This window comes from Bradyrhizobium sp. INPA03-11B, assembly GCF_040446015.1.
Lineage (GTDB): Bacteria > Pseudomonadota > Alphaproteobacteria > Rhizobiales > Xanthobacteraceae > Bradyrhizobium > Bradyrhizobium macuxiense_A.
This window is the reverse complement of record NZ_JASGSR010000006.1, coordinates 66,204-79,961: the sequence shown is the minus strand read 5'-3', so window position 1 is coordinate 79,961 and position 13,758 is coordinate 66,204. Positions and strand designations below refer to the sequence as shown.

The following is a 13,758-nucleotide window of genomic DNA, read 5'->3' as shown; positions in this document are numbered from 1 at the left end:
AGACGCCGTTCCCCCGTTCTGACCCCCCGCTATCTTTCCGCTTACGGCGCGTACTTCCAGGCGCCGCCGGTCAGGCGGACCACGACCAGCGAGCGCTCGTCGACGCCGGTCACCGCACCCGGCTTGAAGTTGTAGACGGCATGCACGCCGGGCAATTCCTTGGTGCTGAGGATGGCATCGCGCAGCGCGGTACGGAATTCCGCCGTGCCGGGCTTCGCGGTCTTCAGCGCCCGCTCCGCGGCGTTGGCAAAGATCAGCCAGGCATCGAAGGAGTAGGCCGAGAAACCGTCGGTGGTCGGAACGTTGTGGGTCTTCTGGTAGACCGCGCGGAAGTCGAGTGCGATCTTCTTGGCGAAGTGCTCGTCCGGAAGCTGTTCGGCCACGATCACGGGGCCGGCGGAGACCTGAATGCCCTCGGCGGCCTTGCCGCCCACGGTGACGAAGTCCGGATTGACCAGCGCCACGGTGCCGTAGGTATTGCCCTTGAAGCCGCGTTCGGAGAGCGTGATGAGCGGCAGCGCGCCTTGCGTGCCGGAGCCGCCGATCAGCACCGCGTCGGGACGTGCGGCCATGACCTTCAAGATCTGCGCGGTCACCGAGGTATCGGTGCGGGCATAGCGCTCGTTGGTCTGCACCTTGATGTCGTCGGTCGGCTCGGCGGCTTTCGCGCCGTTGTAGACGAGGTCGCCCCACGCATCGGAGAAGCCGATATAGCCGATGTTCTTCATGCCGTCGCGCTTCATCCGGTCCGCGACGATCTTGACCAGCAGTGTGGCCGGCTGCGGCACCGCGACGACCCATTGCTCCGGCGAGTCCGGAAGCTTGCCGAGGGGCGAGATCGCGATCATCGGCACTTTCAATTCGCTGGCGACGGCCGCCATGGCAATGGTCGAGGGGGTCGTCGCGGTGCCGATGATGAGGTCGACCTTCTCCTCCTCGACGAGCTTGCGCGCGTTGCGCGTCGCGGCCGACGGATCGGAGCCGTCGTCGAGCTGGATCAGGCGGATGGTCTCGCCGTTGATCATCTTCTTGTATTCATAGGCGGCATTGATGCCGCGCCCATAGGGGATGCCGATCGACGCGCCGTTGCCGCTCAGCGAGGTGACGAAGCCGATCGTGATGTCGGCCTGCGCCGCCGGTGCCGCGAAGACGCCCGCGACGAGTGCGAGTAACCCCAGAGTCTTTTGCCGCATTTGCGTTGTCCTCCGTTGATGCAGGGTACGAATGTCTGGAAGCCAGGCAGGAGCCCGAGCCGCGAACGAACCGATTGAAGGCATTGCTGCAGCGCCAGACGCCGGGCGCGGCGAGGGGAATTTTCGCTGGGCCGGGGCGTCAGCGGCCATGGCGAGGCGTGCCGCTCGAATAGCGGGCGGGGCGACTGCAGCCCGCGGACATCTGTCGAGGCGAAGGAAGTCGAATGCCGCCGTCGCGCCGCGCGACCGGCGATGCTGCTGCCGGCCGTTGCGGCCCGACGCTAGTCCACGCGATTGAGTTTCTCAAAATCGGTGCCCTGCAACATCATCGTCATGGTCACCGGCAGCGGCCGGGGGTCGATTACTTAAAGCCTAAAGTATTCTCCGTGGCGCCGTCAACACGTGTCACGGGGCTGTCAGAAAAAAATGTTGCTGCATACAATTTCGTCCGCGCGCGCCATTTTCCTTCATTTCTTTGTCCCGAAAAACGGACCCTCTGGCTGCGATGGAGCGGCCGCCTTGGCGGGCTCCGCCGCGCGCATTTGACGCGTCAATTAGTTTATGGTTGAAATATCTCCGTCGGCAGGCCGACGGCCGATGCTCCCGTCACCGCTTGAGGAGAAGGGCGATGCGCATCTTCTGGCAGAGTTTCGTCGATGCGAGCGTGAACGCGCCCTATATGGCGCGGCTGTCGGAGTATCTAAACAGCATTGCCGCGCCCGGCACGACGGTTCAGGTCGAGGGCATTTCGCCGCCGGATCGGGAGTTCGGCCGGCTCGCCGAATTGCGTTGTGCGGTTCAGGCCATCGACAACGGTATCGCGGCGGAAGAGAGCGGGTTCGACGCCTTTGTGATGGGCCACTTCCAGGATCCCGGACTTTACGAGCTCCGCTCGGCGCTCGACATTCCCGTGATCGGCACCGGCGAGGCCACGTTGCTGGCGGCCTCGCAGCTCGGCCGGCGCCTCGGCCTCGTGACGCTCGATCCCATCTTCGAGGTCTGGCACTACGAGCAGGCCGAACGTTATGGACTTGGTGATCGCGTCGTCCACGTGACCGGCCTCGGTTGCAAGCCGGAGGATTTCGCAGATGCGTTCGCAGGCGACCAGGCGGCCCATGCCCGGATGATCGAGGATTTTCTGGCTTGCGCCCTTCCGCTGGTGGAGCGTGGCGCCGACGTGGTGATCCCCGCCGGCGTGCTGCCGGGCCTGCTGATTGGGCGCGAGCATGGCCTGAAGGTTGGGCACGCGCCGGTCGTGAACTGCGCGGCGGTGGCATTGAAGAGCGCCGAGATGTGGGTGCAGCTCAGGCAGCTCAACGGCACCGAGCCGAGCCGCGGGCCGAGCTTCAAACGCGCCAGCGCGCTCGCCCGCGACGATTTCCGGGCGATGCTCACGCGCAACAAGCGCTAACGCGAACGCCGATGAGTTCTGGAGAGCCAGACATGATGAGACCCGAGAAGATCCTGTACGAGACCGAGGTGACGGCGACGGGAGGCCGCGACGGCAAGGCCGCAAGTGCCGACGGCCTGCTGTCGGTGTCGCTGTCGGTGCCGAAATCGCTGGGCGGACCTGGCGGCGAGGGGACCAACCCGGAGCAGCTCTTTGCGGCCGGCTATGCCGCGTGCTTTCTTGGCGCGGTCAAGCTCGTGGCGCGCACCAGGAAGATCGCGCCCTCTGCCGAACCGTCCGTCATCGCGAAGGTTGCCATGGGACCGGTCCCTGTCGGTTATGCGCTCGCGGTCGAGCTGAAGGTCAGCCTGCCCGGCGTCGAGAAGGCGGTGGCGGAGGAGATCGTCGCGGGCGCGCACGAGCGCTGCCCCTATTCGAATGCGACGCGTGGCAATATCGACGTGAAGCTGACGGTGATCTGAGGCGGCAGGTAAGGCAGGCGGCTCGTGAAAAATTCGCTGCGCACACCGTATGACGGCATCGTGATGGCTGCTCCCGTCACGATCCCCTATGCGCGCTATTCCATCGAGAGCGCGCAATGGTGGATTGGACGCGCGCTGAGCGCGCTGGTCGCGAAGGCCGGTATCAAGGCGTCCGACGTCGACGGCCTGTGCGTCTCCAGCTTCACCATGGGGACTGACAGCGGGATTGGACTGACGCAGCATTTCGGGCTGTGCGTCAGGTGGCTGGACACGATCCCGCTTGGCGGCGCCAGCGCCATCGCGGCGTTGCGAAAGGCAGCGCGCGCGGTGCAGGCACGCGATGCCGATATCGTGGCCTGCGTGGCCGGCGATACCAACCACGTCGATTCGTTCCGCCTGACGCTCGAGAATTTCTCGCGCTTCAACCAGGACGCGGTCTATCCCTACGGTGCAGGCGGCGCCAATGCGAGCTTCGCGCTGATCGCGCGCAACTATATGCGGACCTTTGGCGTCACGCGCGAAGATGTCGGCAGGATCGCGGTCGCCCAGCGTGCCAATGCGCTGCGCAACCCGCATGCACTGATGAAGACGCCATTGACGATCGAGCAGTATCTGGCGGCCCGTCCGATTTCCGATCCCATTCATCTGTTCGACTGCGTGATGCCGTGCGCCGGGGCCGAGGCCTTCCTCGTGATGCGGGATGAGACCGCGGCATCGCTGGGCTTGCCGGCCGCGCGACTGCTGTCGACCATCGAACGGCACAATGCCTTCGCCGACGATCCGATGCAGGTACGCGGCGGCTGGGCGATGGACGTCGGCGAGCTCTACGCGATGGCCGGCGTGAAGCCCGACGATCTCGATGTCGTGCAGACCTATGACGACTATCCGGTCATCACGATGATGCAGTTCGAGGATCTCGGCTTCTGCAGCAAGGGTGAGGGCGCAGCCTTCGTGCGTCAGCACGATCTGACGATAGACGGCGACTTCCCGCACAACACCTCGGGCGGCCAGCTCTCCGCAGGGCAGGCCGGCGCCGCCGGCGCCTATCTCGGGCTGGTTGAAGGCTTGCGGCAGGTCCTCGGAGAAGCCGGTCCGACGCAGGTCAATGATGCAAAGCTCGGTCTGGCCGCCGGCTTCGGTATGATCAACTATGACCGCGGCCTGGCCTCCGCTGCCGCGATCTTTGCAGGGCCTGCGCGATGATCGATCCGATTGAGCCACCCCGGCGCAAGAACCCGCTGCTCCGGACCCGGCTTCCGGCGTCGCCGCCGCGGCCGCGCAGCAGGACATCGCACGGGTTCACGCGCGCCGCCGCCGAAGGACGCTTCATGCTGCAACGCTGCGAGGCTTGCGGCGCTTTCGCCTATCCGGCGCGCGAGGCGTGCCCGGTCTGCCTGTCGGCCGATCTTGCCTTCGTCGATGCGCCGCGCCGCGGCGCGCTGCTGGCCGAAACCACGGCGCGCGTGCCGAGCGACGTTTATTTCCGCGAGCGGGCGCCCTGGCGCATCGGTCTCGTCAGGATGGACTGCGGTCCGACGATGGTGGCGCATCTGCATGCCGACTGTGCCGAGGGCGCGCCCGTCCTGATGTCGTTTCAACTCGACAAGAGCGGTCAGGCGGTGGCCTTTGCCCGACCCGAGGGGGAGACTCCCAACATGGCAGACGACAGGCAGTGGCGGGAAATGACGGCCGATCCGAAATTCCGCCGTGCGCTGGTGACCAACGGCCGCAGCCTGATCGGCCAAGAGGCCGTGGCGGCGCTGAAGGCCGCGGGCGCGAAGACGGTGTTCGTCGGCGTGTCCGAGCCGTGGCGGCCTTTCGCTGGCGAGCAGCTGTTGCGCGGACAGGCGGGGATCGAGGTCGTGACGCTCGACGCGGCCGACGAAAAGTCGGCGACTGACCTCGCGGCTGACATCGGGGGCAAGGTCGATATCCTCGTCAACACGACGGAATATGTGCGGCCCGGCGGCCTGCTCGACCGCAAGGGCACGAGCATTGCACGCGACGAGGTCGACCAGGCCTATCTCGGCTTCATCAACCTTGCGCAGGCCTTCGGTCCTGCGATGCGGATGCGGGGGGCGGATGGCATCAACAGCAGCGCCGCCTGGGTCAACATCCTGTCGGTCTACGCGCTGGCGAACTGGCCTGCTTTCGGCGCCTACTCGGCGTCGCAGGCCGCCTGCCTGTCGCTGTCGCATTGTCTTCGCGCGGAACTGCGGCCCGGTGGCGTCAAGGTGATGAACCTGTTCACGGGGCCGGTCGACATCGAGTGGTTCCAGACCGTGCCGCCGCCCAAGGTCGCGCCGCGCGCCGTTGCGCAGGCGATCGTGTCCGGGCTCAGGGGTGGGCTCGAGGAGATGTATGTCGGGGACGTTGCCGAGGAAATCAGGCAGCGTCTTGCCGCCAATCCGAAAGCGCTCGAGCGCGAGCTCGACAGATAAAATCAGGATCTCAACAAAACGGGAGGACGTCACAATGCAAGGCAAGAATCTCCTGGAGCTGGCCGGTGCGATTTCGTCCGGCGCCGTGCGCGTCGTCGATCTGACCTTCACGCTCAGTCCGGATTTTCCGGTCATCGTGCTGCCGCCGGAGTTCGGCCAGGCGGCCCCGGTCCGGATCCAGGAGATATCGCGCTATGACGGTCGAGGTCCGGCCTGGTACTGGAACAATGTGACGTTCGGCGAGCATACCGGCACGCATTTCGACGCGCCGATTCACTGGTTCACCGGCAAGGATCTGCCGAACAATTCCGTCGACACGATGCCTGCCAAGGACATGATCGCGCCGGCCTGCGTCATCGACTGCTCGGCGGGCGCTGCGCAGGATCCGGACTTTCTGCTCACGGTTCCGCTCGTCGAAGCCTGGGAGGCAAAGCACGGACGGATTCCCGAACGGCACTGGGTCCTGCTGCGCACCGACTGGTCGAAGAAGGGCTGGCGCGATTACGCCAATCTCAGGGATGACGGTGCGCACACGCCGGGCCCGAATCCAGCCGTGATGAAATGGCTGGTCGAGGAGCGCGGCATCATCGGCTTCGGCACCGAGACGATCGGCACCGACGCGGGGCAGGCCGGCCATTTCGAGCCGCCTTATCCGGCGCATCACTTCCTGCACGGCGCCGGCCGCTATGGTCTTCAGTGTCTTTGCAACCTCGATCAGCTTCCCGCCGCCGGCGCCGTCATCGTGGCTTCGCCCCTGAAGATCCAGAACGGTTCCGGCAGCCCGCTGCGCGTGATCGCGTTGGTTTCGGCGAACTGAAGCGAGCGGATGGCGCTTGCCCGACAGAAGAAACGCAAGTCAAGAAGGACAGGTGCCATGATCTCGATGAAGACCCTGCTGGCCTCGGCCGTGTTGTTGGTCGCCGTTCCGCAGGCCGGCCAGGCCGACATCCTCGTCGGATTCGTCACCGGCCTCAGCGGGCCGGTGTCGTCGATCGGGATTCCCAATGCAAAGGGGATCGCGGCTGGTGAGGCCTATGTCGGCGAAGTCGGCGGTGAGAAGCTCCGCGTCATTCAGCTCGACGACGCCTCCGATCCCACGGCGTCGGCGCGCAACGCGCGCAAGCTCGTTGAGCAGGAGAAGGTCGACATCCTGATCGGCACGTCCGGTGCGCCGCAGACGCTGGCGATGGCGACGGCCGCGATCGAGATGAAGATTCCGATGATCGCGGTGTCGCCGATCGCACCGGTACCATCAGGCGATGGCGGGCCCTGGGTGGTGCAGACGCCGCAACCGACGCCACTTCTCGTCCAGGGCATCGTCGATCACATGAAGGCGCGCGGGTTGAAGACCGTCGCGTTCATCGGCTTCTCGGATGCCTTCGGCGATCTCATGTACGACTCGCTGTCGCAAAGCGCCAAGGCGGCCGACATCAAGGTCATTGCCAACGAGCGATACGCCCGATCGGACTCGTCGGTGACCGCCCAGGTGCTACGCGCGTTGGCGGCGCGGCCCGACGCCATTATGCTCGGCGGCACGGGAACGCCGGGCGCGCTTCCGGTGATCGCTCTGTCCGAACGTGGATACAAGGGGCCGCTCTACGGCAACCACGGGCTGATCAGCGCCGACTTCCTGCGGCTCGCCGGCAAGGCCGCCAACGGCATCATCTGCCCGACCGGGCCGGTGACTGCGGCCGAGCAGCTTCCGGCCAGCAATCCAATCCAGAAGGTTGCGCTGGATTTCCGCGCCGCCTTCGAGAAGGCAAACGGCGAGCCGCCGACCGACTCGTTCTCGTCCTATTCCTTCGATGGCTGGCTGGTGTTCGTCGATGCCGCCAAGCGCGCGATGGCGACCGGCGCCAAGCCGGGCTCGCCGGAATTCCGCACCGCGCTTCGCCAGGCGCTGTTCACCACCAAGGAGCTGGCGGGGACACAGGGCGTCTACACCTACACACCGGCGGATCGGCACGGCGTCGATGCCCGCTCGCGGATTCTGGTTCAGATCGAAGACGGAAAGTACAGACTGCTGCCCTGATTGAGCGGGGACGGTGTTGGAGAGTGACGTGCAGGCAAACGCCGCGGGCATCTGGGTGCGGCGCTAAAGGCTGATCCGGAAAAGTGCGGAGCGGTTTTCCGAAAGGAACGTCGCCTCACGGCTTCTGCATCGCGTCCTTGACGGCACCCTTGAGCTCGTCGAGCTCGCGGGTCAACCCATCGAGCCGGTCTGCCGGAAACCCTGCCAGCAGCTCGGCCAGCCACGAGCCGTGGCTCTTGGCCATGCGCCTGAAGGCTTTGCGGCCCTCGACGGTCATGCAAACGATCTGCACGCGCCGATCGAGGGTTGAAGGCGTGCGGGTGATGAAGCCGTCCTCGACCAGCCGATCGACAATCGGCGTCAGATTTCCGGCAGAAACCATCAGGCGCTTCGGCAGCTCGCCCAGCACCAATCCACTCGGCTCGCGGTCAAGCTGGGCCAGAACGTCGAAGCGAGGCATCGTGAAATCGAATTCCTCGCGGAACCGGCGCCGGAGCTCGCCCTCGATCAGGGTTGTGCAGGCGAGCAGCCGAAGCCAAAGCCGTGTCTGAGCCCTGTATTCGGCCTCCTGATCACCCCCGTTCTTGGGCGAAACAGGCGGGGACGCCTTCGCGACTGCCAAATCGAATCTCCTGGCGCATCCGGGCCCGTTGAAGGTGCCGGCCTCGATGTCGTCTGCAAGATAGTTCGTGCCAAAAGTAAATTCAAGGCTCGTTCAGGGGCCGCGGATCGGCTCTGCGGTCCACGGAATTTTGCGGTGCACGGCCTGCCGGAAGGCGATCTCTGTGTTTCGCGACGAGCGCTCCAGCGTTCCCTGGGGGCGCAGATATTTCATGTTTAAAATAAAGAGCGAGCGCGCTGCCCGCGCAGGGTCGGCACGACCTGCTCGGCGAAGAGATCGAAGCAGCCGGGCAGCCAGGGCGGCATGACGTCGAAGCCGTCGGCCGCGCCGTTTTCGAACCTGGTCTGGATATTGTCAGCAATCCTCTCCGGCGGATGATAAAGCGAAATAACATCAATACGTTGTCGCATCGGTTTTCCGTGGCCCCCATGATGGATTGGAGTGAGAGTTCAAGTTTTTCAGTTGGTTAGATGGCCGCATGTGCACGACGTGTGGACCGAGAAATCAAGAAAAAGCTCATCCCATCCAGGATGAGCTGTGGCCTCGGGATCGACGCTGCGACGGACCGGGCAGTGTGATTGGTTGCGGAAATGCTCAAGGCCGGTATCAGCGGCGTAAGGCCGAAAGGGCGGCATGAAGGTATTGTCCTCTGCCGACGAAGACCAGCAATCCGCGAGACCGTCAGTCAATCGAATTTTCTTTTAGCGCTAGATCGAGCGCCTCGACCAGTAGATCGCCGTGCTCCATGCCGAATGTCAGGGGCGGACGAATCTTCAGCACATTCGCGCCGGGACCGGCCGCGCTGATCAGGACATGCCGTCTGCGCATTGCATTGACCAGTTTCGTCGTCTCACCCGCGGCGGCTGAGTCGCCGCGGCGGAGCTCGACACCGATGAAGAGACCAGCACCCCGAACCTCCGCCACGAGCGCATGCCGCGCGCGCAGCGCGGTGAGCCGCTCGCGCAAATAAGTGCCGGTGCGCCTGGCGTTCTCGACCAGGCTCTGCCGCTCGATTACGTCGAGCACGGCCATGCCGGCGGCGGCGGACACGGGATTGCCGCCAAAGGTGTTGAAATAGCGTGAGCGCGCGCCGAATTCCTTCAGCAACTCCGGTCGCGCCGCCATCGCCGCGATCGGATGGCCGTTGCCCATCGGCTTGCCCATCGTGACCATGTCGGGGACCACGCCGTGCCGGGCAAAGCCCCACATGCCCTCGCCACAGCGACCAAAGCCGGGCTGCACCTCGTCGGCGATGAACAACGCGCCGGCCGCATGCGTGGCCTCCACCGCCGGCCGCAGGAAGCCCGGCGGATCGGCGAATACGCCGTCGCTGGAGAAGATCGTGTCGACCAGCAGTGCGGTCGGGCGAATGCCGCTGCGTGCCATATCGGCGAACGCTGTGCGGACGTGGCTTGCAAAAATCTCCCCCGTTTGATCGCCCGCAGATTGCGGCGCGGGCACCAGACGGACATGGGGCGCAGTCGGCCCGGGCAGGCCGAGCGACGGCGACAACTCGGCAAGCGCGCCGGTGACGCCGTGATAGGCGGTCCGGGTGACGACGACGCCGGTACCGCCGGTGCAAGTGCGGGCGACGCGGAGCGCCAGATCGTTGGCCTCGCTGCCGGTGCAGGTGAACATCACCTGGCCGAGCTCGGCCGGAAAGGTCGCGAGCAGCCGCTCGGCGTAATCAAGGATGGTCTTGTGCAGATAACGGGTGTGGGTGTTGAGCACCGCGGCCTGCCGCGCGATGGCCTCGACGACATGCGGATGGCAGTGGCCGACGCAGGCGACGTTGTTGTAGGCGTCGAGATATCGGTTGCCTGCGGCGTCGTACAGCCAGACACCTTCGCCACGCACCACATGCACAGGCTGCTCGTAGAACAACCTGTAGGCAGGCCCGAGCAAACGGTTGCGGCGCGCGATCAGCTGCTGGGTCGAGGTGTCGGCCGGCATTGTGTCACTCTCCCTGGCAGGCACGCTCGATCTGCTGCGCAGCCTGTGTTCGCGTCAGCGTCGCGATCCGGGCGAGCCGGGCCGACGCCTGTCTGTTGTTGCGCAGAATATACGCGCTGTTCTCCGGATAGCGAGCGGCCCTGATATTGCTGATCACGATCGTCATCACCATGCGGGTCGCGATCAGGTCGAACAGGATGGCGCGCTCGCGCGCTTCGAGCGGCGAGACCGCGTGATAGGCCGCTATCAGATCGAGCGCCGGCGCTAGCGGCTCGTCGCTGTCGGTTACCTGATAGGCTGCTGCGATCGCGAGGTCATTGATGCGGGCCGTCGCGGTCATGTCGCCGAAATCGATGATCCCGCAGACGCGGGCCTGCGAGGTGGCGTCGACGACAATGTTATGCGGATTGAGATCGTTGTGCAGAGGTTGCCGCGGAAGCTGCGCCAGCACAGGAACGGCGTCGGCCTCGAAATGGTTGAGGACGCGTTCGACCATTTCGCGCTGGGCAGATGGCACCGCGCCGAGCAGCGGCCGCAGCTCCGCGGCATGCTGAATGTCCCAGAGCAATCTGTGGCCTGCGCCGGGATGAAGGAAGTCACGCAACGCAACGGCGAGCCGTGCCGCGCAGCGGCCGACGTCACCGCGCAACGCCGCCGACGCTGGTGCCTGATGCATCGGCGTTCCCGCGAGGAACGTCAGCAGACGCACGACCCTCATCGAGCCGTCGTCGAAGCCGATCTCGAGCTCGGTCGCGCCATTCCGCGCGGAGACGATGCGCGGAATTGGCAGCAGCGGATCACGGACCGCGACGTGCCGCAGCGCCCCGGTCTGCAGATTGGTGACGGCGCGATCTTCGTCGGGATTGGCGATCTTGAGGACGTATTCGCGTCCGTCTTGCGTATGCAGCCGAAAATTCTGGTCACGCTCGCTGTCGAGCCGGCGGATGTCGGCCGAGATGCCGTAGTATTCCCTGACCAGCGTCCGTGCCTGCGCCTCCGCAATCGGCCCAGCGGCGCGCAGTCCGTCGAGCGGGTGCGCAGCATCGGCGAACGAACGGGAGTTTTGCATCTGATACTCCTGCGTGCCGCAATCAATAACCGCGCGCGCGGTCGATCGCATGCGGGGGACGCCGTCCGGAGCGGATCGCGTCCGCCGTCGTGGCAAGCGTAGTCGCAACGGCGCTGATGCTGACGTCACTGGCGTCATGCGGCGTGATGGCGATCCGCGGATGGCGCCAGAACGGATGCGCCGCGGGCAACGGTTCGGTCGCGAACACGTCGAGTGCCGCGCCCGACAGCTGACCGCTGTCGAGTGCCGCGAGCAGATCGGCTTCCACCAGATGTTCGCCGCGGCCAACCTGGATCAGGTAACCGCCGCGGCGCATCCGGTCGAACAGATCGCCATTGAGGATGTTGCGCGTCTCCGGTGTCAGCGGCAGCAGATTGACCAGCACTTCGGTCTCGCCGAGCATCGCGGCAAGACCGGCGGGCCCGTGAAAACTCCGGCTCGCCGATGAAATCGCCTTGGCGGTGCGGCTCCAGGACATCACGGGAAAGCCGAAATGGGCGAGGTCGACGGCGACACGCCGGCCGATTTCGCCATTGCCGAGGATGCCGACCGGAACATCCTGTGCCCGCCGCTGCACGCCGCGTTGCCAGACTCGGTCGCGCTGCTGGGCGCTGAAGGCAGCAAAGCCGCGCTGATGCCCGATTGCATGCCAGGCGATGAAGCCCGACATCATTTGCCCCTGCCCGGGATCGACCACGCGCACCACGTGGACACTGGGCGGCAGGCTCGGGCAGGCCATGATGTTATCGACGCCGGCGGCGATCGAGCATACCGCCTGCAGATCGGGATAGCGTTCGAACGCGTCGTCTGGCGGATGCCAGGCCAAAGCGAGACGGATATCCGCGGCACCGCCGGCGTGATCGACGACCTCGATGCGCGGCGCGATGCGCGCCAGTTCAGCACCGAAATAGTCGCGCAGATCGAGGCTGCTGCTGATCAGGACGCAACGCATGGTTCAGGCCGCTCGCGACGCGGAGATCTGGCCGGGCACCGCGGCGAGCAGTTCGCGGGTGTAGGGATGTTCGGGGGCCGAGAACAGTGCCGCGGTCGGCTTCAGCTCGACGATCGCGCCGCGCTGCATCACCGCGATCCGGTCGCAGATTTGCGCTGCCACCCGCAGATCGTGGGTGATGAACAGCATCGATAGGCCGAGCCGCGCCTTGAGATCTTCCAGCAAGTTCAGCACTTGCGCCTGCACGGAGACATCGAGCGCGGAGACGGCTTCGTCGGCAACGATGATTTCCGGCTCGAGCGCAAGCGCGCGGGCGATGCCGATGCGCTGGCGCTGGCCACCTGAGAATTCGTGCGGATAGCGTTCCATCGCGCTGGCGTTCAGACCAACAAGGCCAAGCAGCTCCGTAGCGCGCTGACGTGCGACCGCCGGGTCGGTGCCGTGAGCGATCGGCCCGTCGGCAATGATGTTGCCGACCTTGCGGCGTGGGTTGAGCGAAGCGAACGGATCCTGAAAGATCATCTGGATGCGGCTGCGCTCCTTGCGTAGCGCGCGGCCGGCGATGCGGGTGAAGTCGGTGTCGCCGAGACGCACCGTGCCCTGGTCGGGTTCGATCAGCCGCATCACCAGCCGGGCAACCGAGGATTTTCCGGAGCCGGATTCGCCGACCAGACCGACCGTCTCGCCTTGCAGGATGTCGAAATTGACTTGCTTGGCAGCCTGGACGCGGCGTTCCGGCTGGAACCAGCCGCCGCCGCTGACATAAGTCTTGTCGAGGCCCACGACTTCGACTGCCCTGGCGCGATCCGCAAGCGGTGTCCGCGTTGGCGGCTGCATCGAGGGTACGGCTGTGAGCAGCGCCCGCGTGTAGGTATGTTGCGGCCGCCGCAACACGTCATCGGCCGCGCCTTGTTCGACCACCTTGCCGTGCTGGAGCACCACGACGCGATCGGCGATATCGGAGACGACGCCGAAATCGTGGGTGATGAACATGACCGCCATGTTGCGCCGGCGCTGCAAGTCGCGGATCAGCTCGAGGATCTGGGCCTGTGTGGTGACGTCGAGTGCGGTGGTCGGCTCGTCAGCCACCAGCACGGCCGGCTCCAGCGCGAGCGCCATCGCGATCATGGCGCGCTGGCGCTGGCCGCCGGACAATTGATGCGGGTAGGCGCTCATTGAACGCTCGGGCTCCGGCAGGCCAACCTCGCGCAGCAGCTGCAATGCCTTCTGCTTGCGTTGCCGCGGCGTCAGCAGATTGTGCGCCTCGAACATCTCGGCGATCTGGTCGCCGATCCGCATCAACGGATTGAGCGCGGTCATCGGCTCCTGGAAGACCATCGCGATATGGCGGCCGCGAAGCGCAAGCCAGCCGGAATCGTCAAGGGTGAGCAGGTTCTGGCCGTCATAGTCGATCTCGCCGGTCTCGCGGATGATGGTGTCCGGCAACAGCCCCATCAGCGCATGCGCGCACATCGACTTGCCGGAGCCGGACTCGCCGACCACGCAGAGGATCTTGCCGGGAACGAGATCGAAGGAGACGCCGTCGACGGCGTAGGGGCGGTCGGAGCCCGGCGGCAGCGCGAGCTTCAGGTTCTTGATCGAGACGGCGGGTGTGGCCGACATG

General features: G+C 65.5%; 14 protein-coding genes. 7 read left to right on the top strand and 7 right to left on the bottom strand.

The genetic code is table 11. From position 1 onward, the window contains the following. Positions 1 to 41: 41 nt before the first annotated feature. Positions 42 to 1,193 carry an ABC transporter substrate-binding protein gene (locus tag QMZ05_RS03990; RefSeq protein WP_353699590.1) on the bottom strand — a complete coding sequence of 384 codons (1,152 nt, stop codon included), beginning with the start codon at positions 1,191 to 1,193 and terminating at the stop codon, positions 42 to 44. Between the two features lie 224 nt (positions 1,194 to 1,417). Here QMZ05_RS03990 and QMZ05_RS03985 point away from each other — a divergent pair, with 224 nt between their 5' ends. From QMZ05_RS03985 to QMZ05_RS03955, 7 genes are read left to right on the top strand one after another with little or no spacing between them, the layout of a single operon-like run. After that, positions 1,418 to 1,762 (top strand): hypothetical protein, encoded by a 345-nt coding sequence (locus tag QMZ05_RS03985; protein ID WP_353699589.1) that lies wholly within the window; start codon positions 1,418 to 1,420, stop codon positions 1,760 to 1,762. A 59-nt stretch (positions 1,763 to 1,821) separates the two neighbouring features. Next, the gene (locus QMZ05_RS03980; protein ID WP_353699588.1) at positions 1,822 to 2,604 is read left to right on the top strand and encodes an aspartate/glutamate racemase family protein; all 783 of its coding nucleotides are present in this window, start codon (positions 1,822 to 1,824) and stop codon (positions 2,602 to 2,604) included. Positions 2,605 to 2,636: 32 nt separating this feature from the next. Further along, positions 2,637 to 3,065 carry an organic hydroperoxide resistance protein gene (locus QMZ05_RS03975; RefSeq protein ID WP_353699587.1) on the top strand — a complete coding sequence of 143 codons (429 nt, stop codon included), beginning with the start codon at positions 2,637 to 2,639 and terminating at the stop codon, positions 3,063 to 3,065. Between the two features lie 24 nt (positions 3,066 to 3,089). Beyond that, on the top strand, positions 3,090 to 4,268 hold the full coding sequence (locus tag QMZ05_RS03970; RefSeq protein ID WP_353699586.1) for a thiolase family protein: 1,179 nt from the start codon (positions 3,090 to 3,092) through the stop codon (positions 4,266 to 4,268). After that, a complete protein-coding gene (locus QMZ05_RS03965; protein ID WP_353699585.1) occupies positions 4,265 to 5,506 on the top strand; it encodes an SDR family NAD(P)-dependent oxidoreductase in 1,242 nt (413 codons plus the stop codon). The genes QMZ05_RS03970 and QMZ05_RS03965 overlap by 4 nt, the downstream gene beginning before the upstream one ends. 34 nt (positions 5,507 to 5,540) lie before the next feature. Further along, complete coding sequence (locus tag QMZ05_RS03960; protein WP_353699584.1) at positions 5,541 to 6,323, top strand: cyclase family protein; 783 nt, start codon at positions 5,541 to 5,543, stop codon at positions 6,321 to 6,323. Between the two features lie 57 nt (positions 6,324 to 6,380). Next, complete coding sequence (locus QMZ05_RS03955) at positions 6,381 to 7,538, top strand: ABC transporter substrate-binding protein (RefSeq protein WP_353699583.1); 1,158 nt, start codon at positions 6,381 to 6,383, stop codon at positions 7,536 to 7,538. A gap of 115 nt (positions 7,539 to 7,653) precedes the next feature. On the opposite strand, the gene QMZ05_RS03950 is transcribed toward QMZ05_RS03955, so the two are convergent. The 6 genes from QMZ05_RS03950 to QMZ05_RS03925 form a co-directional block, all read right to left on the bottom strand. Continuing rightward, the gene (locus QMZ05_RS03950) at positions 7,654 to 8,160 is read right to left on the bottom strand and encodes a MarR family transcriptional regulator (protein WP_353699582.1); all 507 of its coding nucleotides are present in this window, start codon (positions 8,158 to 8,160) and stop codon (positions 7,654 to 7,656) included. 215 nt (positions 8,161 to 8,375) lie between these two features. Next, on the bottom strand, positions 8,376 to 8,570 hold the full coding sequence (locus QMZ05_RS03945; RefSeq protein WP_353699637.1) for a hypothetical protein: 195 nt from the start codon (positions 8,568 to 8,570) through the stop codon (positions 8,376 to 8,378). Positions 8,571 to 8,841: 271 nt separating this feature from the next. Continuing rightward, on the bottom strand, positions 8,842 to 10,113 hold the full coding sequence (locus QMZ05_RS03940) for an aspartate aminotransferase family protein (RefSeq protein WP_353699581.1): 1,272 nt from the start codon (positions 10,111 to 10,113) through the stop codon (positions 8,842 to 8,844). A gap of 4 nt (positions 10,114 to 10,117) precedes the next feature. Next, positions 10,118 to 11,182, bottom strand: a complete 1,065-nt coding sequence (locus QMZ05_RS03935; RefSeq protein WP_353699580.1) for a phosphotransferase — start codon at positions 11,180 to 11,182, stop codon at positions 10,118 to 10,120. A 22-nt stretch (positions 11,183 to 11,204) separates the two neighbouring features. After that, positions 11,205 to 12,134, bottom strand: a complete 930-nt coding sequence (locus QMZ05_RS03930) for a glyoxylate/hydroxypyruvate reductase A (RefSeq protein ID WP_353699579.1) — start codon at positions 12,132 to 12,134, stop codon at positions 11,205 to 11,207. A 3-nt stretch (positions 12,135 to 12,137) separates the two neighbouring features. Beyond that, the gene (locus QMZ05_RS03925) at positions 12,138 to 13,757 is read right to left on the bottom strand and encodes an ABC transporter ATP-binding protein (protein WP_353699578.1); all 1,620 of its coding nucleotides are present in this window, start codon (positions 13,755 to 13,757) and stop codon (positions 12,138 to 12,140) included. Position 13,758 lies beyond the last annotated feature (1 nt).

Excerpts from the sequence above, each read along its gene's own strand:
- QMZ05_RS03990 (WP_353699590.1), bottom strand. The coding sequence starts at position 1,193 with ATGCGGCAAAAGACTCTGGGGTTACTCGCACTCGTCGCGGGCGTCTTC.
- QMZ05_RS03985 (WP_353699589.1), top strand. The coding sequence starts at position 1,418 with ATGCCGCCGTCGCGCCGCGCGACCGGCGATGCTGCTGCCGGCCGTTGC.
- QMZ05_RS03980 (WP_353699588.1), top strand. The coding sequence starts at position 1,822 with ATGCGCATCTTCTGGCAGAGTTTCGTCGATGCGAGCGTGAACGCGCCC.
- QMZ05_RS03975 (WP_353699587.1), top strand. The coding sequence starts at position 2,637 with ATGATGAGACCCGAGAAGATCCTGTACGAGACCGAGGTGACGGCGACG.
- QMZ05_RS03965 (WP_353699585.1), top strand. The coding sequence starts at position 4,265 with ATGATCGATCCGATTGAGCCACCCCGGCGCAAGAACCCGCTGCTCCGG.
- QMZ05_RS03960 (WP_353699584.1), top strand. The coding sequence starts at position 5,541 with ATGCAAGGCAAGAATCTCCTGGAGCTGGCCGGTGCGATTTCGTCCGGC.
- QMZ05_RS03955 (WP_353699583.1), top strand. The coding sequence starts at position 6,381 with ATGATCTCGATGAAGACCCTGCTGGCCTCGGCCGTGTTGTTGGTCGCC.
- QMZ05_RS03945 (WP_353699637.1), bottom strand. The coding sequence starts at position 8,570 with ATGCGACAACGTATTGATGTTATTTCGCTTTATCATCCGCCGGAGAGG.
- QMZ05_RS03940 (WP_353699581.1), bottom strand. The coding sequence starts at position 10,113 with ATGCCGGCCGACACCTCGACCCAGCAGCTGATCGCGCGCCGCAACCGT.
- QMZ05_RS03935 (WP_353699580.1), bottom strand. The coding sequence starts at position 11,182 with ATGCAAAACTCCCGTTCGTTCGCCGATGCTGCGCACCCGCTCGACGGA.
- QMZ05_RS03930 (WP_353699579.1), bottom strand. The coding sequence starts at position 12,134 with ATGCGTTGCGTCCTGATCAGCAGCAGCCTCGATCTGCGCGACTATTTC.
- QMZ05_RS03925 (WP_353699578.1), bottom strand. The coding sequence starts at position 13,757 with ATGTCGGCCACACCCGCCGTCTCGATCAAGAACCTGAAGCTCGCGCTG.